Origin of the sequence: Flavobacterium sp. N2270 (assembly GCF_025947225.1) — a bacterium.
Taxonomy (GTDB): domain Bacteria; phylum Bacteroidota; class Bacteroidia; order Flavobacteriales; family Flavobacteriaceae; genus Flavobacterium.
The window spans coordinates 869,075-895,983 of sequence record NZ_CP110005.1 but is presented as its reverse complement, the minus strand read 5'-3'; the positions used below and the strand labels follow the sequence as shown (position 1 = coordinate 895,983).

Annotated in this window: 24 protein-coding genes; 11 read left to right on the top strand and 13 right to left on the bottom strand. The window is 31.1% G+C overall.

What is annotated here, in order from left to right; genetic code table 11:
• Positions 1 to 32 precede the first annotated feature (32 nt).
• Both OLM55_RS04125 and OLM55_RS04120 read right to left on the bottom strand, forming a co-directional pair.
• On the bottom strand, positions 33 to 974 hold the full coding sequence (locus tag OLM55_RS04125; protein WP_264560154.1) for a DUF3078 domain-containing protein: 942 nt from the start codon (positions 972 to 974) through the stop codon (positions 33 to 35).
• Positions 975 to 978: 4 nt separating this feature from the next.
• Positions 979 to 2,748, bottom strand: a complete 1,770-nt coding sequence (locus tag OLM55_RS04120; RefSeq protein WP_264560153.1) for a 1-deoxy-D-xylulose-5-phosphate synthase — start codon at positions 2,746 to 2,748, stop codon at positions 979 to 981.
• 39 nt (positions 2,749 to 2,787) lie between these two features.
• Between OLM55_RS04120 and OLM55_RS04115 the strand changes: the two genes are divergently transcribed.
• Entirely contained in the window at positions 2,788 to 3,231 is a 444-nt protein-coding gene (locus tag OLM55_RS04115) for a nucleoside deaminase (RefSeq protein WP_264560152.1), read from the top strand.
• Positions 3,232 to 3,300: 69 nt separating this feature from the next.
• Entirely contained in the window at positions 3,301 to 4,086 is a 786-nt protein-coding gene (locus OLM55_RS04110) for an SIMPL domain-containing protein (RefSeq protein WP_264560151.1), read from the top strand.
• Between the two features lie 61 nt (positions 4,087 to 4,147).
• Here the strand turns inward: OLM55_RS04110 and OLM55_RS04105 are convergent, their stop codons facing one another.
• Together OLM55_RS04105 and OLM55_RS04100 are read right to left on the bottom strand one after the other, a co-directional pair.
• Positions 4,148 to 5,689 carry a ribonuclease E/G gene (locus tag OLM55_RS04105; protein ID WP_264560150.1) on the bottom strand — a complete coding sequence of 514 codons (1,542 nt, stop codon included), beginning with the start codon at positions 5,687 to 5,689 and terminating at the stop codon, positions 4,148 to 4,150.
• Positions 5,690 to 5,995: 306 nt separating this feature from the next.
• Positions 5,996 to 6,289, bottom strand: a complete 294-nt coding sequence (locus OLM55_RS04100) for an HU family DNA-binding protein (protein WP_264560149.1) — start codon at positions 6,287 to 6,289, stop codon at positions 5,996 to 5,998.
• 136 nt (positions 6,290 to 6,425) lie between these two features.
• Here OLM55_RS04100 and mutY point away from each other — a divergent pair, with 136 nt between their 5' ends.
• From mutY to gldD, 4 genes are read left to right on the top strand one after another with little or no spacing between them, the layout of a single operon-like run.
• Positions 6,426 to 7,466, top strand: coding sequence for an A/G-specific adenine glycosylase (gene mutY, locus OLM55_RS04095; RefSeq protein WP_264560148.1), 1,041 nt, complete (start codon positions 6,426 to 6,428; stop codon positions 7,464 to 7,466).
• Positions 7,467 to 7,511: 45 nt separating this feature from the next.
• Positions 7,512 to 7,964 (top strand): single-stranded DNA-binding protein, encoded by a 453-nt coding sequence (locus OLM55_RS04090; RefSeq protein ID WP_264560147.1) that lies wholly within the window; start codon positions 7,512 to 7,514, stop codon positions 7,962 to 7,964.
• 22 nt (positions 7,965 to 7,986) lie between these two features.
• Positions 7,987 to 9,276: a gliding motility-associated protein GldE gene (locus OLM55_RS04085; RefSeq protein ID WP_264560146.1), complete on the top strand. Its 1,290-nt coding sequence runs from the start codon at positions 7,987 to 7,989 to the stop codon at positions 9,274 to 9,276.
• 1 nt (position 9,277) lies between these two features.
• A complete protein-coding gene (gldD, locus tag OLM55_RS04080) occupies positions 9,278 to 9,841 on the top strand; it encodes a gliding motility lipoprotein GldD (protein WP_264560145.1) in 564 nt (187 codons plus the stop codon).
• A gap of 49 nt (positions 9,842 to 9,890) precedes the next feature.
• Here the strand turns inward: gldD and OLM55_RS04075 are convergent, their stop codons facing one another.
• A complete protein-coding gene (locus OLM55_RS04075) occupies positions 9,891 to 10,280 on the bottom strand; it encodes a heavy-metal-associated domain-containing protein (RefSeq protein WP_264560144.1) in 390 nt (129 codons plus the stop codon).
• Between the two features lie 111 nt (positions 10,281 to 10,391).
• Between OLM55_RS04075 and OLM55_RS04070 the strand changes: the two genes are divergently transcribed.
• A complete protein-coding gene (locus OLM55_RS04070) occupies positions 10,392 to 11,261 on the top strand; it encodes a DMT family transporter (RefSeq protein ID WP_264560143.1) in 870 nt (289 codons plus the stop codon).
• 48 nt (positions 11,262 to 11,309) lie between these two features.
• Here OLM55_RS04070 and OLM55_RS04065 read toward each other — a convergent pair whose 3' ends face one another.
• Together OLM55_RS04065 and OLM55_RS04060 are read right to left on the bottom strand one after the other, a co-directional pair.
• Positions 11,310 to 13,361 carry a M16 family metallopeptidase gene (locus tag OLM55_RS04065; protein WP_264560142.1) on the bottom strand — a complete coding sequence of 684 codons (2,052 nt, stop codon included), beginning with the start codon at positions 13,359 to 13,361 and terminating at the stop codon, positions 11,310 to 11,312.
• Between the two features lie 10 nt (positions 13,362 to 13,371).
• Positions 13,372 to 14,697, bottom strand: a complete 1,326-nt coding sequence (locus OLM55_RS04060; protein WP_264560141.1) for a M16 family metallopeptidase — start codon at positions 14,695 to 14,697, stop codon at positions 13,372 to 13,374.
• A gap of 178 nt (positions 14,698 to 14,875) precedes the next feature.
• Here OLM55_RS04060 and rplU point away from each other — a divergent pair, with 178 nt between their 5' ends.
• Together rplU and rpmA are read left to right on the top strand one after the other, a co-directional pair.
• Positions 14,876 to 15,523, top strand: coding sequence for a 50S ribosomal protein L21 (gene rplU / locus OLM55_RS04055; RefSeq protein WP_264560140.1), 648 nt, complete (start codon positions 14,876 to 14,878; stop codon positions 15,521 to 15,523).
• Positions 15,524 to 15,552: 29 nt separating this feature from the next.
• Positions 15,553 to 15,813, top strand: a complete 261-nt coding sequence (gene rpmA, locus OLM55_RS04050) for a 50S ribosomal protein L27 (RefSeq protein ID WP_264560139.1) — start codon at positions 15,553 to 15,555, stop codon at positions 15,811 to 15,813.
• A gap of 286 nt (positions 15,814 to 16,099) precedes the next feature.
• Here the strand turns inward: rpmA and OLM55_RS13255 are convergent, their stop codons facing one another.
• The 6 genes from OLM55_RS13255 to OLM55_RS04015 form a co-directional block, all read right to left on the bottom strand.
• Positions 16,100 to 19,435, bottom strand: a complete 3,336-nt coding sequence (locus OLM55_RS13255; protein ID WP_319800102.1) for a PA domain-containing protein — start codon at positions 19,433 to 19,435, stop codon at positions 16,100 to 16,102.
• Between the two features lie 82 nt (positions 19,436 to 19,517).
• Positions 19,518 to 20,861 carry a dGTP triphosphohydrolase gene (gene dgt / locus OLM55_RS04035; protein WP_264560587.1) on the bottom strand — a complete coding sequence of 448 codons (1,344 nt, stop codon included), beginning with the start codon at positions 20,859 to 20,861 and terminating at the stop codon, positions 19,518 to 19,520.
• A 51-nt stretch (positions 20,862 to 20,912) separates the two neighbouring features.
• Positions 20,913 to 21,137, bottom strand: a complete 225-nt coding sequence (locus OLM55_RS04030) for a hypothetical protein (RefSeq protein ID WP_264560138.1) — start codon at positions 21,135 to 21,137, stop codon at positions 20,913 to 20,915.
• 558 nt (positions 21,138 to 21,695) lie between these two features.
• Positions 21,696 to 24,092 (bottom strand): ribonucleoside-diphosphate reductase subunit alpha, encoded by a 2,397-nt coding sequence (locus OLM55_RS04025; RefSeq protein ID WP_264560137.1) that lies wholly within the window; start codon positions 24,090 to 24,092, stop codon positions 21,696 to 21,698.
• Positions 24,093 to 24,149: 57 nt separating this feature from the next.
• Positions 24,150 to 25,127: a ribonucleotide-diphosphate reductase subunit beta gene (locus tag OLM55_RS04020; RefSeq protein WP_264560136.1), complete on the bottom strand. Its 978-nt coding sequence runs from the start codon at positions 25,125 to 25,127 to the stop codon at positions 24,150 to 24,152.
• A 268-nt stretch (positions 25,128 to 25,395) separates the two neighbouring features.
• Positions 25,396 to 25,962: a DUF3109 family protein gene (locus OLM55_RS04015; RefSeq protein WP_264560135.1), complete on the bottom strand. Its 567-nt coding sequence runs from the start codon at positions 25,960 to 25,962 to the stop codon at positions 25,396 to 25,398.
• 152 nt (positions 25,963 to 26,114) lie between these two features.
• Between OLM55_RS04015 and OLM55_RS04010 the strand changes: the two genes are divergently transcribed.
• Positions 26,115 to 26,687: a MarC family protein gene (locus OLM55_RS04010; RefSeq protein WP_264560134.1), complete on the top strand. Its 573-nt coding sequence runs from the start codon at positions 26,115 to 26,117 to the stop codon at positions 26,685 to 26,687.
• Between the two features lie 20 nt (positions 26,688 to 26,707).
• Positions 26,708 to 26,908, top strand: coding sequence for a hypothetical protein (locus tag OLM55_RS04005; protein WP_264560133.1), 201 nt, complete (start codon positions 26,708 to 26,710; stop codon positions 26,906 to 26,908).
• The last annotated feature ends 1 nt before the right edge of the window (position 26,909 follow it).

Genomic DNA, 26,909 nt, shown 5'->3' with positions numbered 1-26,909 from the left:
CCTTAAGTTTTTCTTAAGGGTTTTTTTATCTATTAAAAACTATATGAAAGACCGATTCCTAAAATTTGTTTCAATTGAATTTTAGGACCTTTTATAACTTGAACTCCCGCAACATCTTCTTTAGTTTTAATATCGTCATCATAAATCAAATGAGTCGTTATATTTGCTTTTACATATTTATTAACGGTCATTTCTAGCTGTAATTGCCAATCAACATCAATGTTTCCGAAGTTATTTAAGTAGTCAGAATATAAAGTAAGTCTGTTTTCCATTTCTATATTTTCGAAGATTGTTTTTTTCCATTTTCCAGAAATTAAAGCTCCCACTTCTGTTCGAATATTTTTTCCTTTTCGAATTAAATTTCCAAAATCATCATACTCTGCTTTTGTAACTCCATACGCTCCTTGATTAGCTAATCTCTCGTCAAAAACTAAAGTGGTTTTTAAAGTTAATGGAGACATGTAAACATCTAAATTTAAGTCTTCTCTAGTATAATTCGCTCCAATTCCTAAAAAAATATATGCTGGCGCAAAAGGCTTTGAAATTGCCAGTTCTGTATTGGGATAAGCATATCCATTAGCAAATTGAGTATTAAAAGTAAACTTTGCAACATGAAACCAATTGGAAATAGTATCTGTTCTATACCCAAAAGTAGAATTTAATAAAAATTGATCATCTGTTTTTCTTGCATCCTGACCTTCTTGCTTGTTAATTCCATAACGAATGACTAACTCATTATTCCACATCATATTATCCTTCAAATATTTTCTTTCAAAACTCCCTTTAGCCAATCCTGAAATAGAAGTATTTCCTCCAGCATTCCAATTAAGAAATGTAATTTGTGTAATATCTAAACCTACTTTATTTTTTTTTATCCAATTACTAGTTGTGTCTGGCAACGTAGTTCTTACAGTTTGCGCATAATTATTTTCTACTAAACAAAAAAGTAGAGCGAATAAAACAATTTTCTTCATGATTTTAAATAGTAATTATAGTTTTATAAATATAGTTAGGGTCTAATTTGCAAATATTTTGTAACTCAAGAACGCTTCCATGTTCAATAAAATTGTCAGGGATTCCTAAATTAACAACTTTGTTCTTGTATTCTTTTTTTGTAACAAATGAATTAATAATACTTCCAAAACCACCTTGTAAAGCTCCATCTTCAATGGTAATAATTTTGTCGTATTTTTTAAAAATAGCATGTAATTCCATTTCATTTATTGGTTTTATAACTGGAAAATGATAATGCGAAATAACTTGATTTGGCTCAAGTTTAGTAATTGCATTTTTAACATTTGAAGCAATTGTTCCTGTAGACAAAATGGCAATAGCTTTACCTTTAACTAAACATTTCACTTCGTTTAAGTCTAATTTTTGAAAACGTTGTTGCCAATTTACAATTTCTCCCCGACCTCTAGGGTAGCGAATTGCAATTGGCTGGTTTAAGCCTAAAGAAGCTGTATACATAATATTGCGTAACTCTACTTCATCTTTTGGAGCACAAATAATCATATTTGGAATACAATTTAAATACGAAATATCAAAAACACCATGATGGGTCGCTCCGTCTTCACCTACAAGACCAGCTCTATCTAAACAAAAAATAACAGGCAAATTTTGTAGTGCAACATCATGAATAATTTGATCATAAGCTCTTTGCAAAAAAGTAGAATAAATGTTACAAAAAACAACCATTCCTTGTGTTGCCATTCCTGCTGATAATGTAACAGCATGTTGCTCAGCAATTCCTACATCAAAAGCTCTTTTCGGAAAAGATTTCATCATATATTTCATAGAACTTCCTGTTGGCATTGCAGGTGTAATTCCAATAATTTTTTCGTTTTCGTTTGCTAATTCTACTAAGGTTAGTCCAAAAACATCTTGAAATTTTGGAGGTAAATTTTCTTCATTTTTTGGATGGATTTTTCCGGTTTTTGCTTCAAATTTTCCGGGAGCATGATATTTCACCTGATCTTCTTCAGCTAATTGAAGTCCTTTACCTTTGGTTGTAATAACATGTAAGAATTTTGGACCTTTAACTGATTTTAATCGAGTTAATTCTGATAGTAAAGCATTAAAATCGTGACCGTCAATTGGTCCAGAATAATCAAAATTTAAGGACTTAATGATGTTATTTTGTCTCGGATTCTTCCCTTCTTTAACAGCGGTTAAATAATCTTTTAAAGCACCCACACTTGGGTCAATTCCAATTGCATTATCATTTAATATTACCAATAAATTAGCATCGGTAACTCCAGCATGATTTAGTCCTTCAAATGCCATTCCACTTGCTATTGATGCATCGCCAATAACAGCAATATGTTGTTTTTCAGACTCTCCTTTTAATTGAGAGGCAATTGCCATTCCTAAAGCTGCTGAAATTGAAGTTGAAGAATGCCCTACTCCAAAAGCATCATAAATACTTTCACTTCGTTTTGGGAAACCAGAAATTCCATTTAATTCTCTATTCGTATGAAAAATAGATTTTCTTCCAGTTAATATTTTATGTCCATAAGCTTGATGACCAACATCCCAAATCAATTGATCTTCAGGCGTATTAAATATATAATGCAAAGCAATTGTTAATTCAATAACTCCTAAACTAGCGCCTAAATGTCCTCCTTTTTGCGAAACAATGTCAATGATAAAATCCCTTAACTCTTGAGCAAGTTGAGGCAGTTGATTTTCAGAAAGTTTCTTTAAATCACTAGGGTTTTGTATTTGAGAAAGTAAATTTTCTTTCATGTAACAAAAGTACTAATTGGAAGTTGTATTTTTGTACTTATGGAGAATATTTTTACTGACGAATATTTCATGAAAAAGGCTTTAGTGGAAGCAGAAACTGCTTTTGAAAATGGCGAAATTCCTGTTGGAGCAATTATTGTTATTGATAATAGAATAATTGCCCGTAGTCATAATTTAACTGAATTATTAAACGATGTTACGGCTCATGCGGAAATGCAAGCAATAACAAGTGCGGCAAATTTTTTAGGTGGAAAATATTTAAAAGGCTGTACTTTATATGTAACCTTAGAGCCTTGTCAAATGTGTGCAGGAGCATTATACTGGAGTCAAATTTCTAAAATTGTTTTTGGAGCATCTGATGAAAATCGTGGGTTTCAAAAAATGGGAACGCAATTACATCCAAAAACTCAAATTGTTTCTAGTGTTTTAGAAAATGAATGTGCCGATTTAATGCGTAAATTTTTTCAATCAAAAAGGAAGTAAATTAACTTAAATATTTGGTCTCATTTTTGTGTATATTATTTTAATTACTAATTTTTAATCTTCTTTACTATGTTAAAAAATTTATTGGATAAAATGGATTCAAAATCAATTTCTGCTATTATCATTGGTTTAGCAATTGTTGTTACATCTTATGTTTTAGGAGGTGCTTTTAAAAATAGAAATGAAAACTTAGATTCCATTTCTGTTGTAGGACTTGGCACCAAAGACTTTGTTTCTGATGAAATATTATGGACGGGAAGTTTTTCAACAAAAAGTAATGAAATTAAAGAAGCATATAATAAGATTATTTCCGATCAAAAAATTGTATCTGACTTTTTCATTAGTAAAGGATTTAAACCTACTGAATTTGCATTTGGAGCCGTAAATTTTAATAAAAAGTATAGAGAGATTAGAAAAGAGAATCCAGATAATCCCTATCAAAATCAGTACGAAACTATTTTTGACGGTTATGAAGCTACCCAAAGAATTACTTTTAAGGCTAAGAAAAATCCTGAGTTAATGAAGAAGATAGAGCAAGTATCTAGTAAAACAGCAGAGCTGATTAACTCTGGAATTGAACTTACTTCAAATCCTGTGCAATATACCTATTCTGATTTACCAGATTTAAAGCACAGTTTGATTGAAAAAGGATCGAAAGATGCGAGAGAACGAGCAGAAAAAATTGTAAAATCGGCAAACGGAAGTTTAGGTAAATTAAAAAGTGCTAATATGGGTGTTTTTCAAATTACTGGGCAAGGCTCAACCGAAGAAGACAGTTATGGTGGAAACTTTGATATTTACAGCAAAAATAAATCGGCAAGGATAACAGTAAGATTAGAATATGAATTGGAGTAAATTCGTAAAAAAATAGAAATAAAAAAACCGCTAATCAATTAAGAATAGCGGTTTTATTTTTTTACTTGATTTGTTCACCTTTTTCATTAAAAAAGTGATATTCAAGATACGTGTAAGCATCACGAGGTATAATTTTCACCCATTTTTTATGTTCAAAAAACCATTTTGAACGTATCGATGGAAAACCTTTCTCAAGGTAAGCTGCCACAAATGGATGTGTGTTTAACACAACTTTTTTATGGGCTTTAATAATTTTTTCTAGGTCAAACGCAATCTTGTCAATAATTAAAATTGGAGCTTCAATTTCCCCATTTTCATTAGGGTCTTCTTCTCTAGTTTTAATATTTACTTCAGGTCTAACTCTTTGTCTAGTAATTTGAATTAATCCAAATTTACTAGGAGGCAAGATTTTATGCTTGGCCTTATCGTCACTCATTTCTTCTCTTAAGAAATCATATAACTCTTTTCTATTTTCGGCATTTTGCATGTCAATAAAATCAACAACAATAATACCGCCCATATCTCTAAGACGCAATTGACGCGCAATTTCTGCAGCAGCAATTAAGTTAACTTCCAGTGCTGTTCCTTCTTGAGACTGTGCTTTGTTTGAACGATTACCACTGTTAACATCTACAACGTGTAGAGCTTCAGTATGTTCGATAATCAAATATGCACCTTTACTCATCGAAACAGTTTTACCAAAAGAAGTTTTAATTTGTCTTTCAATATTGTATTTTTCAAAAAGAGGTAAATCTTTTGATTGGTAGTGTTTTACGATAGACACTTTATCCGGAGCTATTTCTTGCAAATAGTCCTTGGTTTGCAAATACAAATCTTCATCATCAATTTGAATACTCGTAAAGGTATCATTAAAAACATCTCTTAATATTGAAGATGCTTTATTTACCTCTCCTAATACTTTTGATGGATGATGAGCTGTTTGTAATTTTTTGCACATTACAGACCATTTGTCTACTAATGTTTGTAAATCTTTGTCTAATTCAGCTACTTTTTTGCCTTCGGCTACTGTTCTCACAATAACCCCAAACCCTTTTGGTTTAATAGATTTTACAAGTCGTTTTAAACGCTCTTTTTCTTCTTTAGATTCTATTTTTTGAGAAATAGACACTCTTTCAGAAAACGGAACTAGAACTACATATCTACCCGCTAAGGAAATTTCAGAACTAATTCTGGGTCCTTTTGTAGATATTGGTTCTTTTACAACTTGAACTAATACAGATTGGTTAGCACTTAATACATCAGTGATAACACCATCTTTATTAATTTCAGTTTCAAATGGGTGGTTTTTGAGTGAATAATCTTTTAGTTTACCTGCGCTTACAAGTTTTATGAACTTCATCAAAGAAGGTAAATTAGGTCCTAAATCATGATAATGCAAAAAAGCATCTTTCTCATAACCTACGTTTACAAATGCAGCATTTAATCCTGCAACTGGCTTTCTTATTTTGGCAATAAAAATATCACCTACTTGAAAGTCGCCTCCTTTTTCTTCCTCTTTGTGTAATTCAATTAGTTTTCCATCTTTCAATAAGGCAAAATCTACAGCTTCAGAACTTGATCGAATAATTAATTCTTTGTTCATGCAGTACATTTTTATCCTAACTATTAGTTTACAGTTTATTGTTTACAGTATGAAACCGTAACTCATAACTCATAACTGAATCGCAAGGATGGATTAACATTTTTTTACAGGCTTTTACCCGATAATCAGTTTTTGCTGATTAATTTCAATGAACTTTTCTAAAACAGAAAAAGTAGTTTTAAACTACTTTTTCTTCTTGTGACGGTTAGCTCTCGCTCTCTTCTTGCGTTTGTGAGTCGCTACCTTATGTCTTTTTCTTTTTTTACCACTTGGCATAACGTGTAGTTTTTTTAGATTAATAATAATTTATACAGCTACTTCTGTTTTCGTTTTTATGCTTTCAACAAATACTTTTGCTGGCTTAAATGCTGGAATGTTGTGAGCAGGTATTTTAATAGTTGTATTTTTTGAAATATTTCTACCTGTTTTTTCTGCTCTAGTTTTAATTATAAAACTACCAAACCCTCTTAAGTAAACATTGTCTCCTGTTTCTAATGAGTTTTTTACTTCTTCCATAAAAGACTCTACTGTTGCTTGAACATCTCCCTTTTCAAGACCTAATTTTTCAGAAATTTTTGCTACGATGTCTGCTTTCGTCATTTTCTTTGCGTATTAATATAATATTTGTGTACTTTTTTTGAGGTTGCAAATATACAAATTAAAAAAAGAATAAATCAACCATAAATAAATTAAATTTCAGTGCTTTATTTATAATTTTGCTTTTTAAATAAATGCAATGGATTTTTCTAACTTATTATTAGATTGGTATTTACAAAATAAACGCAATCTTCCGTGGAGAAAAACGACAAATCCTTACCACATTTGGTTATCGGAAATTATATTACAACAAACAAGAGTTGCCCAAGGATTGCCTTATTACAAAGCTTTTTTAGATGAATTTCCCAACGTGAAAACTCTTGCAAATGCTGATGAAGAGAAGGTTTTAAAATTATGGCAAGGTTTAGGTTATTATTCTCGAGCAAGAAATTTGCATTTTACTGCCAAGGAAGTTTCAAAGGAATTAAATGGAGTTTTTCCAAAAGATTATAGTGGTTTGTTGAAGCTTAAAGGGGTTGGCGAATATACAGCTGCTGCAATTGCCTCTTTTTCTTATAACGAACCCGTTGCGGTGTTAGATGGAAATGTTTTCAGGGTTTTGTCTCGGTATTTCGGTATTGATTTAGATATTTCTTTACCTAAAACTAAAACAGAATTTCAAAAATTAGCACAAAGTCTTCTTCCTATTAATAACCCAGCAACCTTTAATCAAGCAATAATGGAATTTGGGGCATTGCAATGCGTTCCTAAAAGTCCTAATTGTAATGATTGCATTTTTAACTCAAGTTGTTATGCTTTACAAAAAAAGGAAGTTTCAAATTTACCTTTTAAATCTAAAAAAGTAAAAGTCACAAAACGTTTCTTAAATTATTTAATTATAGAAGATACAAACAATAACATTATTGTTGAAAAAAGAACAAATAAAGGGATTTGGCAAAATTTATTTCAATTTCCTCTTATTGAAGAGTTTGAAGAAAAAAGCAGTAATGCATCAATGAAATTAATCAAAAAATTTACTTTTAACAAAAAACAACCTAATGAGATAAGCGTAATTAACGAAGAATATATTAAACACAAACTTTCACATCAAGATTTACATATTCGTTTTTATAAATTGAGTTTTGACTGCGAAATAAAAGATGCAGAAAGTATCGAAAAAATAAAAGAATATCCATTTCCCATTGTATTGCATAATTTTATAGAAACAAACTTTTCATAATACATTCAAATATATTATATTTGATTAACTAAAATCATATACGCCATGAACGGAACATTAAATAAAGTTTTATTAATAGGACATTTAGGAGACGAAGTAAAAATGCATTATTTCGACGGAGGTAATTGCATAGGTAGATTTCCATTAGCTACAAATGAAGTTTACATTAATAAAACAACTGGTGAAAAAATTACTTCAACGGAATGGCACAATCTTGTTGTTAGAAACAAAGCAGCTGAAATTTGTGAAAAATATCTTTCAAAAGGAGATAAAATTTATGTTGAAGGTCGAATAAAATCAAGACAATGGCAAGCTGAAGATGGAACAACAAAATATACTAATGAAATACAAGTAACAGAGTTTACTTTTTTAACTACAAAAAAAGAATCTGAACCTTCAAGCAAGCAAAATTTCAAATCGGATAACACCGAATCAGGAAAAATGACTAATTTTGACAACAATAAAGAAAAAGGTGAAAACGATGATTTACCTTTTTAATGTTTAATTAATACCTTTTGAATTGGATACAGATCCTTCCAGTTTGCTTTCAACCATAGATGTTGAATTTACATTCAGCATAGTTGCTGTTTTGTTTTTACTTATTTGCTCTGCTTTTATTTCAGGTTCTGAAGTGGCTTTGTTTTCTTTGTCGCAAACTGACTTAGACGAACTTGCCGAGAAAGATTTCAACAAAAGCTCAAGTATTGAAGCGTTATTAAAAGCGCCAAAAAAATTATTAGCTACAATTTTAGTCACTAATAATTTTATAAATATCGCTGTTGTTATTTTATTCTCTTCATTAAGCGAAAAACTTTTCAAATCTGTCCCTGAAGGAATTTTTAGATTTGTTTTAGAAGTTGTAGTGGTTACTTTTTTAATATTATTGTTTGGAGAGGTATTACCTAAAATTTATGCAAGTAGAAACAATTTACATTTTTCTAAAATGGTTTCAACTCCAATTTTTATTTTAGATAAATTATTGTCGCCTGTTACAATTCCTATGCGAAACATAACCGTTTATATTGAGAAAAAATTTAGTGTTAAATCAAATTTTTCAATCAATCAGTTGTCACAAGCGTTAGAATTAACAAATCAATCTGAAACAACAGAAGAGGAACAAAAAATATTAGAAGGAATTGTAACCTTTGGAAACACCGAAGTTAGACAAATTATGTCTCCTAGAATTGATCTTTTTACGCTAGATATTGAAGAAAAATTTGAAGATATAATGATTAAAATTGTAGAAAAAGGTTATTCGCGAATTCCTGTTTATAAAGACAATATTGATCAAATTGAAGGCGTTTTATTTATTAAAGACTTAATTCCGCATATTGACTCAACAAATTTTGATTGGCAAAGCTTAATTAGAGCTCCTTTTTTTGTTCCCGAAAATAAAAAATTAGACAATTTGTTGAAAGATTTTCAAGGCATGAAAAATCATCTTGCAATTGTTGTTGATGAATATGGAGGAACTTGCGGATTAGTTTCTTTAGAAGATGTCTTAGAAGAAATTGTAGGTGATATTAGCGACGAGTTTGACGATGAAAATATAATTTATTCTAAAATTGACGATAAAAACTTTCTTTTCGAAGGCAAAATAAGCTTGAAAGATTTTTACAGAATTGTAGATGTTGTTGAAGAAGATTTTGAGCAATCTAAAGGTGAGGCAGAAACTTTAGCAGGGTTTATTTTAGAAATTTCTAGAAGCTTTCCAAAGAAAAACCAAAAAATAATTTTTAATAATTGTACGTTTACAATTGAAAATTTAGACTTAAAAAGAATAAAACAAATAAAAGTTACGTTAGCATAAAATGAAGTTTACTTATTTACATCGATTATTATTCTTTAGTTTCCTGTTCTTTTTAGTTTCTTGTGGAGATGAATCTATACCAAAACCAAATTGTCAGCTTAGTTTAGAATATCCAGACGCTACTTATGATAGATTAGCTTCAAAATGTAATTTTGAATTTGATGTAAATACACTTTCAAAAGTTTCTGTAAAAGATGATTGTGCATTAGAAGTAAATTATCCAAAAATGAAAGCAACTCTTTATTTAACTTATAAGCCTGTTAATAATAATATAGAAAAGTTATTAAGAGATGCTCAAAAACTAACCTATGAGCACGTTATTAAGGCTGATGACATACTAGAGCAGCCGTTTATAAATGCTGATAATAAAGTTTATGGTATGTTTTACGAAGTTGGAGGAAATGCCGCTACAAATGTTCAGTTTTATGTTACAGACAGTACTAAAAATTTTGTAACTGGAAGTTTATATTTTTATGCAAAACCAAATTTTGATTCAATACTTCCTGCTGCAGATTACATTAAAACTGATGTTCGTAAAATAATTGAAACAATGAAATGGAAATAAAAAAATCCTGCTAAAAGCAAGATTTTTTTATTTTTAGAAGTTTTAAAAACTAAATAGTGTCTTTTTTCTCAACTTCAGTAGCTTTATATGTTTCTCCACCGGCTACAGCATCGATAGTTTTAATTAATGAAGCTTTGTTTTGCTTAGTCTTGTCAAAAGACACAGTAGCTAGTTTGCTTTCAAAATCTACTTTTGCTTCTTGAACACCATCTAAACCTGCCAATTTACTTTCAATTGCATTAGCACAACCCATTTGACAAGTCATTCCTTCAATAGCAAAACTCTCAGTTTCAAGATTTTCAGCTGCAATTGTTTTAGAAACTGTATCAGTCGTAGTCTCAACAGGAATAACTTCTTTGCTTTCAGTCTTTTCATTCTTGCAACTTAAAAATGCCGCAGATGTAAAAACAACTAGCATAAAATTTTTTACATTTTTCATTCTTTTATTTTATTTAAATTGAGTACTCTATTTATTTATATTACAAAATTACTAAAAATTGAGGGGTTATTTAAAAATAAAGTCTGAATTTTGAACTCATAAATAACGAAAATGGAAAGCAAAAACACAAAATGGTATTTATTATTTTTTCTAGGTGCAGTTTGGGGGAGTTCTTTTTTATTAATGAAGTTAGGCTTAAAAGGTGTAAATTCTATTCAATTGGGAAGTTTGAGAATTTTATTTGCCGCTGCTTTTTTAATAATTATCGGGTTTAAACATTTACCAAAAATTCCATTACATAAATGGAAGTATATTGCTATAACTTCTTTATTTGGCACATTTTTACCTGTTTATTTGTTTGCAATTGCATTATCCAAAATAGACAGTTCTGTAAGTTCTATTTTAAACTCTTTAACCCCTTTAATGACTTTAATTATAGGAATGTTGTTGTTTAAAGTAGATACTCAAAGAAGGCAAATATTTGGAGTTTTAATTGGTTTTATTGGATGTTCTTTATTGGTTTTATTCGGTGAAGGAGAAAATACAACAGAAAATTATTATTATGCGCTATTAATTCTTTTAGCATCTTTATTTTACGGAATAAACGTAAATCTTATAAAAAAATATTTATCCGACTTAAAACCATTAACCATAAGTGCTGGAAATTTCACTATCATGACAATTCCAGCATTGACTGTTTTGATTTTTTCTGGTTTTTTTGAAATTGCAGACCAACCTATAGTTCAAAATTCATTAATTTACATTGCTATTTTAGGCGTTATAGGAACTGGACTTTCAAATATTTTATTTTTCAAATTAATTCAAATTTCTTCACCGGTTTTTGCATCGTCAGTTACATATATAATACCTGTTGTTGCAATTTTATTAGGCTATTTTGTAATGAACGAAACGCTTAATTTTATTCAAGGAATTGGGGCTTTAATTGTTTTATTAGGTGTTTACTTTTCGAGTAGAAAATAAAAAAAACGCTCAATTTCTTGAGCGCTTTTAAATATTTTATTGCTTTTCTTATTTGAAATCAGCATCTGTAACTCCTTCATTAATTTTAACTTCCGAAGTTATTAATTCTAATTCAATACCTACATTCATTTTAGTAATGTATGGGAATTTAATTCCTTTTACATCTTTATAATCTTCGTAGTAAGTTACTTGTGTCATTTTTTGACCTGCTTGTTCTAATTCTTTAGATTCTGCAACTTTTAATCCGCTTTCAACATCATAGAAATATGTTGTTTTTCCGTTTTTAATAGCATAAGCATCTTTACCGTTCATTGTTTCAATTCCTGATAAAACAACCTCTTTATTAGTAAGTAAGCTTAATTCCTTAAATGTTCCGGCAGCATCTTGCATGTTTTTTAAATCTTCACCTGTAAAGTCTTTTCTTTGACCTTGTTGAACCATGTAAGCTTCTTTTTCATTAACTACTTGTTTCATCATTGTCATTCCCATAGCTTTCATTTCAACCGCTAACTTATTAGGTGCAGTTTTGATAATCATTTCTAAAGGAGTTCCTTGAATTTCTCCATTTGAAAAAATAGCAATTGTTTTTACGTTTTTCAACGCTTTTTCACCACCAATAGCATCTATATGTTTTTTGATTACTGATTGAGCAGTTACGCCAGCAGGAATTTCTTTTTTAACTTCAGGTTTTTGAGTTGGGTTACCAAATTTATCAAAATAGAAAATTGGCAACTTTTTGTCTTTACTTAATCGTTCTAAACCAGGAAGAACATCTGCAGCTTTACCAACAATAACAACTCTTGTATTGCTGTCTAAAAAGTATTTTTTTGCAGCGTTTTGAATGTCTTGTGCTGTAACGGCATTGATATTTTTGATGTAATTTTCATAAAAATCCGCAGGAAGGTTTTGAGTTTCTTTGTTTAAAGCATAACGAGCAACCGTTTCTGGTTTTTCAATTTGCATTACAAAGTTTCCAATATATTTAGATTTTGCATTTTGTAAATCTTCATCAGAAACTAATTCTGTTCTAATTCTTTTTAATTCATTGAAAATTTCAACAACAGCACTATCTGTAACCGTATTTCTCACTGATGCGCTTGATCTAAATTTACCAATGTATTTTCCTGAAGACAATGAAGAATATGAACCGTAAGTCCAACCGTGTTTTTCACGTAAGTTTAAAAACAATCTTCCTTCACCACCACCACCAAGAATTTGATTTGCTAAAATTGCAGCAAAATAATCTTTGTCGGTCATTTTTAATTTCGAAAGATTTACTAATGAAACTTCAGATTGTACTGCATTTGAAGCATCAATAAAGTTAATTCTACTGTATTGAACATCTAAAGGATCAGAGTAACTTAACTGAGGAGCAATTGCTTTTTTCCAATCTCCAAATAAATCTTCAACTTCTTTTTTGATTGTTTTAAAGTTTACATCTCCAACAATTACTAAATAAGCATTTCCAGGAACATAATACGTATTGTAGTTTAACTTAACATCAGCTAAACTTACATTTTTAAGCGTTTCTTCTGAAGTATATTCTCCGTTATAATGTTCTTTTCCATAAGTTAGAATGTTTTCAACTCTTCTTGCAATTGAAGTAACGCTTTTTTCATCAGCCTTAATTCCTTCAATAATTTTAGCTTTCGCTTTATCAAATTCTTCTTGGCTAAATGTAGGGTTGATAACTCCATCAGACATTAATTCTAATATTCTTTTTGAATATCTAGATAAACCTGAAGCATAAGCACCGTTTGCCGAATAATTAATATTCGCTCCAAGGAAGTCTACTTCTTCATTAAAGTCGTCCTTTGAGATTTTTTCTGTTCCACTTCCTAATAAAGAGCTTAGCAAATCAGAAACACCTTTTTTGTTTCCTTCCGCATATGGAGGATTGTCAAGTGTTAAACTATACGTTACTCTAGGAAGTTTTGAATTTTCTACAACTAAAACTTTAAGTCCGTTTTTCAACGTAAAACTTTGAGGTTTTTTAATGTTAACCGTTGGTGAAGGTCCAGATTTTGGTTGCGTTCTATCTTGTGCTTGCATTGTTATTGTTAAAAATAAACAGGCTGCTATATAAACTATTTTTTTCATAATAAATATCTTAGTTTTTCGCTTTTTCTGCAGTTGGTACATAATCTAAAATCAATCTTTGATTTGGTTTTAAATATTTGTTTGCTACTTCTTTAATTTCTTCTCTAGTAATTGAACGGTAAATATCAATTTCAGTATTAATTAAATTAATATCTCCATAAAGTAAGTAGTAAGTTGCTAAATTATCAGCAATACCTTCAACACTTGCGTTGTTGTTTACATATTGGCTTTCAAACTTATTTTGTAATTTTAAATAATCTTTTTCAGAAATTAATTCTGTTTGCATTTTTAAAATTTCATCATCAATTTCTTTCAACATGTCAGCAGTTGTATTTGTTCCCATTGGTAAACCATAAATGAAATACAAACTGTAATCTTCTTGACTGTAATTAAAAGCTCCAATTTGTAAAGCCATTTTCTTTTCGTCTACCATTTTTTTGTAAAGTTTAGAACTTTTACCGTCAGATAAATAAGAAGAAATCATATCTAAAACTCTAGCATCTCTTGTTTTCATTGATGGAGTTCTATATGAAGCAACAAGCATAGGAATTTGAATATTTGGATCTTCCCATGAAGCTTTAAATTCTTTAGTAATAGGTTCCTCTACTGCTTTAGTTCTTGTAACTGGAGTCCCTTTTGGGATAGCAGCAAAGTATTTTTTAATCCATTCTTTAGCTTGTGCTTTGTCAAACTGACCTGCGACAACTAAAACCGCATTATTAGGGATGTAGAATTTCTTATTGAAAGCTTGAAACTCTTCTAAAGTTGCAGCATCTAAATGCTCCATTTCACCAATAGTAGTCCATCTGTATGGGTGATTTTTAAACATGTTTTCTTTAACAGCCTTGATAAGGTTCCCGTAAGGTTGATTGTCTACACGCAGTCTCTTTTCTTCCTTTACAACTTCATTTTGAGTATCAACACCTATTTGATTAATTACAGGATGCATTAATCTTTCCGATTCCATCCACAAAGCTAATTCTAAGTTGTTAGAAGGAAATATTTCATAATAATATGTTCTGTCGTCAGTAGTATTTGCATTGTTTTGACCACCATTAGCCGTAACAATTTTAAACCACTCACCGCGTTCGATGTTTTTTGTTCCTTCAAATAATAAATGTTCGAAAAAGTGAGCAAAACCAGTTCTGTTTGGCTGTTCATCCTTTGCTCCTACATGGTACATTACTGATGTAATAACTACTGGAGCTGAATTATCTTGATGCAAAACAACATGGAGTCCATTGTCTAAATCAAACTCTTCAAATTCTACTTTTTGCGCATTAGCAGAAGCGCTAATAAATAGAGCTGTACTTAAAGCCATTAAAGATTTTTTCATAAATTAATTATTGTTTAGTATTCTTCTTATAGATCAATTAGACGTAAATTTAAGATATTGTTACATATTAATGACGTCTTTTTTAATTTAAAAAAAATATTTAATTAGATATAATTGTTTGATATAATTATTGTTGTATATTTGCAAACTTGAAAAATTAACTAAATACACATTTGTTATGTATGCAATCGTAGAGATAGCAGGGCAACAATTTAAAGTAAGCAAAGACCAAAAGGTTTATGTACACCGTTTAGCAGAACAAGAAGGAGACAAGGTTTCTTTTGATAAAGTTATGTTATTAGACGATAATGGTACTATTACCCTAGGCGCCCCAGCTATAGATGGAGCTTCAGTTGAAGCAAAAATCTTAAAACACCTTAAAGGAGACAAAGTAATTGTTTTCAAAAAGAAAAGAAGAAAAGGTTACAAAGTTAAAAATGGTCACAGACAATCTTTAACTCAAATTGTAATTGAAGGAATTCAATCTTCAGGAGCAACTAAAAAAGCTGCACCTAAGAAAGAAACTGCTCCTAAAACAGAAGCTGCGCCAAAAGCAAAAGCATCTAAAAAAGGTGATGATTTAAAAAAGATTGAAGGAATTGGACCAAAAGCTGCTGAGGCTTTAGTTGCTGCAGGAGTAGATACTTTTGCTAAATTAGCTTCAACTAGTGTTGATTCAATCAAAGAAATTTTTGATGCATCAGCTTCAAAATTATCTCATTTAGATCCAACAACTTGGGCTCAACAAGCAACTTTAGCTGCTGAAGGGAAATGGGATGAATTACAAAAATTACAAGACGAGTTAAACGGTGGTAAAGCTGTTTAATTAATTATTAACTTAAAAACTTAAACATCATGGCTCACAAAAAAGGTGTCGGTAGTTCGAAGAATGGTAGAGAATCAGAATCGAAACGTTTAGGCGTAAAGATTTATGGTGGTCAAGCAGCTATTGCTGGGAATATCATTGTAAGACAAAGAGGTTCTAAACATAATCCAGGTGAAAATGTTTACATGGGTAAGGATCATACTTTGCATGCAAAAGTTGATGGAATTGTACAATTCCAAAAGAAGAAAGATAATAAATCTTTTGTTTCTATTACTCCATTTGAGGCGTAATATTGACTTATGTAAATATAAAAAACCCAATTCTTACGGATTGGGTTTTTTTTATTTCTTTATTTTCAAAGTCTCTAACTGAAATTTAATATTACTTAAAAACAATTTAAACACATTGTTCTGCAAATGCTTTTAAACAGTATTTTTACTTAAAACACATCTTCCAATAGGGAATAACCTTGACACAAAGGCTCTTTAATCGGTTAAAAAACTTCTAACACAAAGTGTTAAAATAAAAAAAATGCCTAATCATACAATTAGGCATTTTAATTAATTAATCAATAGCTTACTCAAAAATAATCTTTCTTGTAAGTTTTATATTCTCACCTTCTAAGTTTAATAGATAAACACCAGATTGATAATTTTTAACATTAATTGATTGCTCTAATGAGAAGTCATTTATTTCGTTTGAATAAACGACTCTTCCGTTTAAGTCTACTAAACTAACTTTTAATGAACCTGAATAATTAGCAATTGCAATATTAACAATACCATTAGAAGGGTTAGGATATATATTTATCCTATTATCAACAACAACATCTTGATTAGATAAAACTGTACTTGTAAACATCCCAGAGAAAATACCTCTTCCGTAAGTTGCAGCAAAAACAGTGTTGTCATTTCTTAAATCTAAATCTACAACTTTAACATTACTCATACCATTATAAGACTGATTCCATGTTGGAGATGCACTACTAAAGTTATTTGTATACCAAACTCCAAGCTCAGTTCCTATAATAACTTCTTCAAGATTTAATGGGTTTTGCAAAATTGCTTTTACAGGAATATCAGGAAAATTACCTTCTTTATTTTGCCATGTAGTTCCACCATTTGAAGTGTACCAAATACTAATTACATTATAATTATGCATGGTAACAAAAATCTCATTTTCCGATTGACCGTATTCCACATCAGAAATACTTCCTACAAAACCTGATCCTGTTATATCAGTCCATGTAGCAAATGAATTTGCATTTGTTAGCTTCAACAATTTACCATTTCTACAACCTATCAAAAGAGTGGTTGAAGTAGTTGTATATTTAGAAACTGTCATTGCAGTTGCTGAACTAGTCAACAAAGCATTTGTTAAAAGTGTTTTTCCAACTGTTCCTGACTTAAGGTTAGTATACCTTCTAATTTGGTAAACAGGGGCTGAAGTAGAGTAATCAGCATATAAAATATCTAAACTAGAGTCTAAAGTCATTGGCGCAATAAATGCACCATTACTTCCCGACTCACTATTTATTACTCGTGTAGCTCCTGCAGTAGTTCTATAATTAATACTATTATTGTATACATAATTAGAAATATAATATTTATCAACACCTTGATCAAACATTGTATAAGCACCATCTCCACCTTGAGATTGGAAACTAGCGTTTATACCCGCACCTACACCGCCGAAATACTGTGTTCCATTGTCTTGAGCACCTGCTGCAAAATATTCTCCTGATAAATTTCCTCCTGTAGCCCCCGTTGGAGCAACTCCAACACTATAAAACTGAGTAATATTTAAACCTCTATTTCTAGAAACAATAGTTGCTCCCGAATTACTTGAGTAAAACACACCTCCATCATTTCCAAAAACCATTACAGTTGAGCTCCCGTTTGCAAAAGCCATACCATGCTGATCTGAATGTACATTATTATAACCCCCAAGACCATACCAATGACTAATTTGAGACCAACTAGAGCCCGAATTTGAAGATTTAAACAAATCAATACCACCGGCATAAGCAATTTGGTCATTATTTGGATCAACTTCTAACATTAAATCATAAAAAGCTTGTCCCCTTGTAAAATCTGTTCCCATGCTTGTTTCCACATCAATAGGCACAGCTAATGTTGTAGTAGTCGCAAATCCATTATCAGTTCTATATAAGCCTACAGCTGCCGTTGTTGATAATTCTGCTAAAACATAAACTTTATCTGCAGCTTGTTTTGAAACAGCTATCTGAACTCTATCTCCATTTGCAACAGCATACCTTTGTGTAAAAGTATTACCATCAGTAGAAGAAAAGATAATTCCCCCTCCATCACCATAAACTACACTCCCAGTTGTTGAAAGCCATATTTTATTGTCAACCCCAATTTCAATATCATTTGGACAATGTTTATTCCCAGAAAATGTTAATGGTAAACTTACTTCTGTCCAAGTTGAACCTCCATTTACTGACTTATACAATCCAAAAGCAGGTCCTCCTAAATATGTTGCAGCATTAGCAGAACCGTAAAAAGAGTCTCCAGCAGCTACATAAATTTCAGAAGTTCCCCCATTATTCCTAACTTTTATATCATTGATATGTTGCTGGCCAGGAACCAAGTTACCTGTAAACCCTCCTGTAACGGTTGGATTTATTGTACCATTAACACTTCCTGCTCCTAGAGCAGCTTCTAAAATATCTCCATCTGATTGAGAAATCATCACTGAAGGAATGGTAATTGTAGCATCAGTTCCTCCCATTGGGATTGGGGTACCACCAACGTTATTCATCATAATTACAGCAACGGCCCCAGCATCTTGTGCAGCTTTTACTTTTATAACAAAAGAACACGAACCTCTTCTGATTAGAGCAATTTTACCATTTAATGCCGCAGCATTAGTTATTGTTTCACACCCATCAGAAGCTGGGGCTGTATTATCTTGAACAAGAACGATATCACGTGTTAAAGGCAAAGAACTTAAATCTCCAAATGCTGTTGTAGGATAACTAGCATAATTACCGGCAATTCCAGTTGGGCTATTAATTGTAATTGAAGACTCAGATTCAAATGTTGTAGGACCTGTAATTCCACCAAATATATTTGTCCATGTTGTTCCTCCATCAGTAGATTTCCAAACTCCATCTCCATTAACATCTCCACCAACATATGACTCACCCGTACCTACATAAAATACATTAGAGTTATTCGGGTCAACAGCAATTGAAGTAACGGCTAAATTATCTGGAATATTTACTCTTGACCATGTTGAAAGTGAATTAGAAATATTAGTATTTTTCCACAAACCACCACTTACTCCACCAGCAAAAACAGTCTCATTTGTTACATCATTTGGATCGAATAGAACTGCCCTAACACGTCCTCCAACATTATTAGGACCTCTTTCCACCCAATTATTATCACTTGCGTCTCCTGGCGTTCTTCCAGCAGCAAGATCTGCAGCTCTTTCGTCAGCAAGTTTTTTTCTTAAAAGCGCAACATTTATAGGATTAGGTTTTCCAGTTGAAGGGTCTATAGTTAATTCCCATTCTTGCTCATAATATTTATTAGGAGGCAATCCAGCTGATTTTCTTTCAGACTTTGATAATTGCATACTATTCTTGAAAGGAGAATTTGCTAAAAAATTTTCATGTTTTTTTCTTAAAACTTCTATCTCTGATAAATCTTTTGTTTCTTTTTGTGACGAAACTTGAGTTTTTACAGAAACTTTTTTTTCTTTTTCAAGAACCTTTACAACTTCATCAGTATTAGCAGTAATGACATTTTGAGATTCTTCTTTAACAGCTTTAACTGTGATTTCATTTGTTTTATTTAATAGTTGCTCATCATTTTTAGATTTTGAACAACTAAAAAACAAAAATGCAACAAAACTTAAAATTAAGAGTACATTTTTTTTCATAATATAGTTTTTTGGGTAATTTGAACAAAGAAAGCACATTTTTTTTACTTTTAGAAATAAAAATTGTGATATTCTTATAATTTTAACTCTTGTTTGATTGAATTGTATTAAATAACTGTAAAGCTTTACCATCAGTAAGCATAGAAACAAAGTGACAGATGTTCAACAATCTATCATAAAGGGATGCTTTTTCTTGTTGGTAACGCTCCGGCAACAATTTCAAGATTAAATTATCATAATTCGAAGGGTTTCCATTTGATTTATTGATATAAGCTGTGCAAAAAACATCTAAAAGGACATTGATTACTTTATAGCCAATTACTTCTTTTTCAATTACTTCTTTGCTTTGGTATACGTTTTTAACACTAATTTTTATAATATCATCCATTTGTGCTTTGTACTGACTTTTGTCCATTATCGCAAAAGGGAAGTTGCCTGAAAGTATTGCTTCTTCATTTGCCATAAATATCTTTACTGCATCTTGAATTAAACTTCCAATAGCCAAAGCACGTAAATAACTTATTCTATCTTCTGTAGTGGTAAGTTCGTTGTATTTTTTAGAATCGATTCCGTTTTTGACTAATTTGATTAAGTATTCTAATGCAAATTCTTCTTGAATTAACCCTAAGTTAATTCCATCTTCAAAATCGATAATGGTATAACAAATATCATCTGCTGCTTCTACTAAATAAGCCAACGGATGACGTTCAAAACCAATATCATTCCCAGATTTATTTGGAATTAAACCCAATTCTTTTGCGACTTCAGCAAAGAATTCTTTGTCTTGTTGAAAGAACCCGTATTTTTTATCGCAAATGTTTTTGGTTGGTTTTTTAGGCAAACTTTCTTTTGGATATTTTGTGAAAGTTCCAAGCGTTGCATAGGAAATTCTTAATGCCCCTTCTATCCCCTCACGAGAAGAAGTAAGCACCGAAAAACCATTTGCGTTTCCTTCAAAATCAATTAAATCTTGCCATTCTTTATCAGAAAGCTGGTCTTTATATTGTTGTCCGTTTCCGTTTGTGAAGTATTCGCCAATTGCTTTTTCACCAGAATGACCGAAAGGCGGATTTCCAATATCGTGTGCTAATGAAGCTGCTGCAACAATGGCTCCAAAATCGTTCATTTGGTAACCGTGAATTTCAGCCAAATAAGGCCTTTTTTCTAAAACTTGTTTCCCAACTAATCTCCCTAAAGAACGACCTACAACCGAAACTTCTAAACTGTGCGTTAATCTTGTGTGTACAAAGTCGGTTTTTGATAATGGAATAACTTGTGTTTTGTCTTGTAAACTACGAAACGCTGCCGAAAATATAATTCGGTCGTAATCGACTTCAAATCCTAAACGTGTATCGTCTTGTTCTTTTCGTAGTCGTTTACTTGTGTCGCCTTGTCTTTTTAAAGACAAAAGTTGTTCCCATTGCATCATAATGATTTAAGATTTTTGATTAACGATTTTTAATTTCAGAATTAAAATTTACTCTTTATCGTTTGCTAAAAAGAATACTTTTGATTTTTTTGGGTATTTATCGTAACTGATATCGCTTGGGTTTTCAATTATTGACTTGATGTTTACCTCATCACCAATTTTAAAACCAGCTACTACTTGTTTGTAATCTAACAAATAAGGACCACAGAAGAAATTTCCATCTGCATCTTTCTCAATAATTCCTGTATGAACTCCTTTTTTTTCTTTTGACATGTCTTTTTTATTTTATTTTTCAAATGTACGAATTGAAATGCAATTTTTATATAAAAGAAAAAGTGTCAGAAACAAACTGACACTTTTAATAAAATTATAATAATAGTTTTGCAACTTCAACAATTGCTTTTATCAATGTAGTAAGTAATTTGGTCTTTTGCCACCATTTAAATCTACCTTTTCGCATTCTTTATTGGATTTTAAAAATTAATAAATTGAATATTCTAAAAAAACTCAAGCTTCATAAAGTCTCGGAGCTATATCTTTCAATTTTAACATTTTATACAACAAAAAAACTTGGTGGTGTGATATCGATTTTATACTTTTGAAGTATGAAAAAAGTAGGTGAGGTAACCTCATCATCTTTATAGCTTAAAAATATAAATGGCCGGCAAGCTTTTAAATTTTAAGTTCCAAGTTAGGGATGTTGTAAAGCGTCCCTTTTTTTATACAATTTGTTTTTTTATTCCCTCAGCATTTATTTTAGAGATTATAATTCTTATAAAAGGCTTCAATTAAGAAGCCTTTATTATTATATATTGTTGATTATTTTGTAGTTTAAGAACCGCACATTTCACAGTCTTCTGGTCCTGCATCTTTAGCGCGAGCTAACATTGCTTTGAACTCATCTTCTGTCATTGCTGCATTTTCAGTTTCTACTGCAACGGCAATTGGTTCCGCTTTTTTATCGTTATTTAAAGTAAACTTAATAGCATCTACCGCAGCTTTTGTTCTTAAGTAGTACATTCCTGTTTTTAAGCCGCTTTTCCAAGCATAAAAATGCATAGAAGTTAATTTTGCCATTGTAGCGCCTTCCATAAACAAGTTTAACGATTGCGATTGATCAATAAAATAACCTCTTTGACGAGACATGTCAATAATGTCTTTCATACTCAATTCCCAAACTGTTTTGTACAATTCTTTAATGTCTTGAGGAATGATATCAATATTTTGAATAGAACCGTTATTACGCATGATTTCTTGCTTAAGATTTTCATTCCATAAACCAAGTTCTACTAAATCGTATAATAAATGTTTGTTAACAACAATGAATTCTCCAGACAATACTCTACGTGTATAAATATTTGAAGTATACGGTTCGAATGCTTCGTTATTTCCTAAAATTTGAGAAGTTGAAGCAGTTGGCATTGGCGCTAATAATAATGAGTTACGCACTCCGTTTGCCATTACTTCAGTTCTTAATGCTTTCCAATCCCATCTTCCAGATAAATCTTCGTCTTTTATGTTCCAAAGATTGTATTGGAATTCTCCTTTAGAAATTGGTGAACCTTCAAACGTTGAATATGGTCCTTCTTCTTTTGCTAATTCCATTGAAGCTGTAACTGCTGCAAAGTAAATTGTTTCGAAAATTTCTTCGTTTAATTTCTTAGCTTCATCACTTGTAAACGGCAACCTTAGTAAAATAAAAGCATCTGCTAAACCTTGTACTCCTAATCCAATTGGACGGTGACGCATGTTTGAATTCTCTGCTTCAATTACTGGATAATAATTTCTATCAATTACTCTGTTTAAGTTACGCGTAATTCTTTTGGTAACATCAAATAAGAATTGGTGATTGAATTTACCATCTTCTACAAACATTGGCAATGAAATAGAAGCCAAGTTACATACTGCAACCTCATCTGGCGATGTATATTCTAAAATTTCAGTACATAAATTAGAAGAACGAATAGTTCCTAAGTTCTTTTGATTTGATTTTCTGTTTGCTGCATCTTTGTACAACATATATGGAGTTCCTGTCTCAATTTGAGATTCAAGAATTTTTTCCCATAATTCACGAGCCTTAATGGTTTTTCTTCCTTTTCCAGCTTGTTCATATGATAAGTATAATGCTTCAAATTCATCTCCATATACATTATCTAAACCTGGACATTCATTTGGACACATTAAAGTCCAAGCTGCATCTTCTTCAACACGCTTCATGAATAAATCACACATCCACATTGCGAAGAATAAATCACGAGCACGCATTTCTTCTTTTCCGTGATTTTTCTTTAAATCTAAGAAATCAAAAATATCTGCATGCCAAGGCTCAATATAAATTGCAAAACTACCTTTACGTTTTCCACCACCTTGATCTACGTAACGAGCCGTATCGTTAAATACACGTAACATAGGTACAATTCCGTTTGAAGTACCGTTTGTTCCACGAATGTATGAACCTGTTGCTCTTACATTATGAATTGCTAAACCAATTCCTCCGGCAGATTGAGAAATTTTTGCAGTTTGTTTTAATGTATCGTAAATACCATCAATACTATCATCTTTCATTGTTAACAAGAAACAAGATGACATTTGCGGTTTTGGTGTTCCTGCGTTGAATAAAGTAGGCGTTGCATGTGTGAAGAATTTCTTCGACATTAACTCATACGTTTCAATAGCTGATTCGATATCGTTTAAATGAATACCAATAGAAACACGCATTAACATGTGTTGCGGACGCTCAACAATTTGTCCGTTTATTTTTAATAAATAGGAACGCTCTAAAGTTTTAAAACCGAAATAATCGTAATTAAAATCGCGATTATAGATAATTGTAGAATCTAACTTTTCAGCATTTTCCATAATTACATTATATACTTCCTCTGAAAGTAAAGGTGCTTTTTTACCTGTACGAGGATTCACATAATGATACATCTCTGTCATTGTTTCAGAGAATGATTTAGTAGTGTTTTTATGTAAATTAGAAACAGCAATACGCGCTGCTAACTGAGCATAATCAGGATGCGTAATAGTCATAGATGCAGCCGTTTCCGCAGCTAAATTATCTAACTCTGAAGTACTTACGCCGTCATATAAACCTTCAATTACACGCATAGCAACCTTAACCGGGTCGACTAACTCGTTTAACTCGTAGCATAAAAATCTAATTCTATCTGTAATTTTATCAAACATTACAGGTTCTCTTCTACCATCTCTTTTTACTACATTCATATGACTTTTGCTTTTAGTTTGTTTTATTTATTTTGTATTCTTTTGATTGCTTACTTATTAAAAGTCTGCATCAAAGCTTATTTTTCCAGATTCTGAATCGGTGTTCATTACACCTGCTTTTTGATATTCAGCAACACGTTTTTCAAAGAAATTAGTTTTCCCTTGTAATGAAATCATATCCATAAAATCGAATGGGTTTGAAGAGTTATATTCTCTTTCACAACCTAATTCTACCAATAATCTATCCGTTACAAATTCTAAGTATTGCGTCATTAAAGTTGCATTCATACCTATTAAACTTACTGGAAGCGACTCTGTAATGAATTCTCTTTCGATAGTTAAAGCATCTATAATAATTTCTCTAATTCTTGCTTTTGGCACTTTATTTACCAAGTGATGATTATGCAAATGCACGGCGAAATCACAATGCACACCTTCATCACGAGAAATTAATTCGTTCGAAAAAGTTAATCCTGGCATTAACCCACGTTTCTTTAACCAGAAAATTGAACAGAATGCTCCTGAAAAGAAAATTCCTTCTACGGCTGCAAAAGCAATTAATCGTTCTGCAAACGAATCAGATTCAATCCATTTTAAAGCCCAATCTGCTTTTTTCTTAATTGCAGGAAAAACTTCAAGTGCATGAAACAATTTATCTTTTTCAACCTCATCTTTAACATAAGTATCAATTAAAAGAGAATAGGTTTCACTGTGAATGTTTTCCATCATGATTTGAAATCCATAAAAGAATTTCGCTTCAGCATATTGCACTTCGTTTACGAAATTTTCTGCTAAATTTTCATTTACGATTCCGTCAGAAGCTGCGAAAAATGCCAAAATATGTTTGATGAAATATTTTTCATCATCGCTTAATTTATTATTCCAGTCTGAAATGTCTTGGTGTAAATCAATCTCTTCAGCAGTCCAAAAACTAGCTTCCATTTTCTTATACCATTCCCATATATCATGGTGTTTAATTGGAAAAATAACAAAACGGTCTTTATTTTCTTGTAATATTGGTTCGACTACTGACATAGTTACTTGATTTTTATTGTTTTAAAAAGAATAATATTTACTTCTAATGGGGTTTACAAAGTTTGTCATTTGAAACGAGAAATGAAAGTCAAACTTATTCACAATTAAGCCAAGTTTTTAACAACGAGTAAAAAAATTCCTACTCCTTGTGAAGGATTTAATTTATTGATTATCAACTATTTAAATAAAATAAAAAACAGAGGAAAACCACTCTTATCAGCGATTAAACCTACTGTTAAAGAGTGTTTTACAGAATACGCAAAAGGGGTTACTTTTTTAAATCTTCGGCAATTTTTTCTAATTCAGAATACCATTCTTCTCCAAATTTTCTAACTAGTGCTTCTTTTACAAATTTATAGATAGGAACACCAAGTTCTTTTCCTAATTCGCAAGCATCAGAACAAATATGCCATTTGTGATAATTAACCGCAGAAAAATCAGAGTATTCTTTTACACGAATAGGGTATAAGTGACAAGAAACTGGTTTTTTCCAATCAACAATACCTTCGTTATACGCTTGTTCTATTCCGCAAAGCGCAGTGTCTTTGTCAAAAATTACATACGCACAGTCTTTACCATCAATTAAAGTAGTTTCAAGCTCACCAAAATCAGAAACAGTATGTGTTCCTTGTTCTTCGATTGCTGCAATTCCTTCAGGACGAAGGAATGGCTTTACTTTTGGATAAATTTCTGCTAATATTTTAGTCTCTGCTTCGTCTAAAGGTGCACCAGCATCTCCGTCCACACAACACGCTCCTTTACAAGCAGATAAATTACAAACGAATTCTTTTTCTAGAATCTCTTCGGAAATAATGGTTTTATTTAACTGAAACATCTTAAAATAATTAGTTCACAAAGATAGCTATTTGATTTTTGATTGAAGATTGTTGAATAAAGATTTTGATTGTATTTCTAATTAATAAAGTATCGTTAAAATGAATTTAGCATTCATTACTTATATTTATATTTGCAAAAAATAAATGTAAGATGTTTGACTGGAAAGAGATTTTTACCATAAGTATGATTCTATTCGCTGTTATTGATATTGTAGGAAGCATTCCTATTATTGTTGATTTACGCAGTAAAATTGGCCATATTCAGTCTGAAAAAGCTACAATTGTTGCAGCAATAATTATGATTGCGTTCTTATTTGTAGGAGAAGAAATTTTAAAATTAATTGGCATTGACGCTAATTCATTTGCCGTTGCGGGTTCGTTTGTATTATTCTTTTTAGCACTAGAAATGATTTTAGGAATTCGACTTTACCGAGAAGACAATCCTACAACTGCTTCAATTGTTCCCATTGCTTTTCCTTTGATTGCTGGGGCTGGAACCATGACTACATTGCTTTCTTTAAGAGCAGAATACGACAAAATAAATATTATTATTGCCATAATAATTAACGTAATTGTGGTTTATGCTGTTTTAAAATTGTCTGGTAAAATTGAAAAAATATTGGGCGTTAACGGATTAGGCATAATACGTAAAATATTTGGCGTAATATTGCTTGCTATATCAGTTAAGCTTTTTGCAGCAAACGTAAAAGGTTTGTTTATTTAAAAAACTAAATTTAGATTAAAATGAAAATATTTACATACATCGTTATTGTCTTAGCCATATTACTAATTGGTTTAAACATTACTCAGATTGATCCAAAAAATCCTTTTGAAGGAAATTCTTCAGTTGCCCTAATTGGAATTGTTGCTACATTATGTGCAGTTATTTTAATTGTCATTTTAAAAATGTCAAAAACTATTGAAGAAAAAACAAAAAACTTGTAAT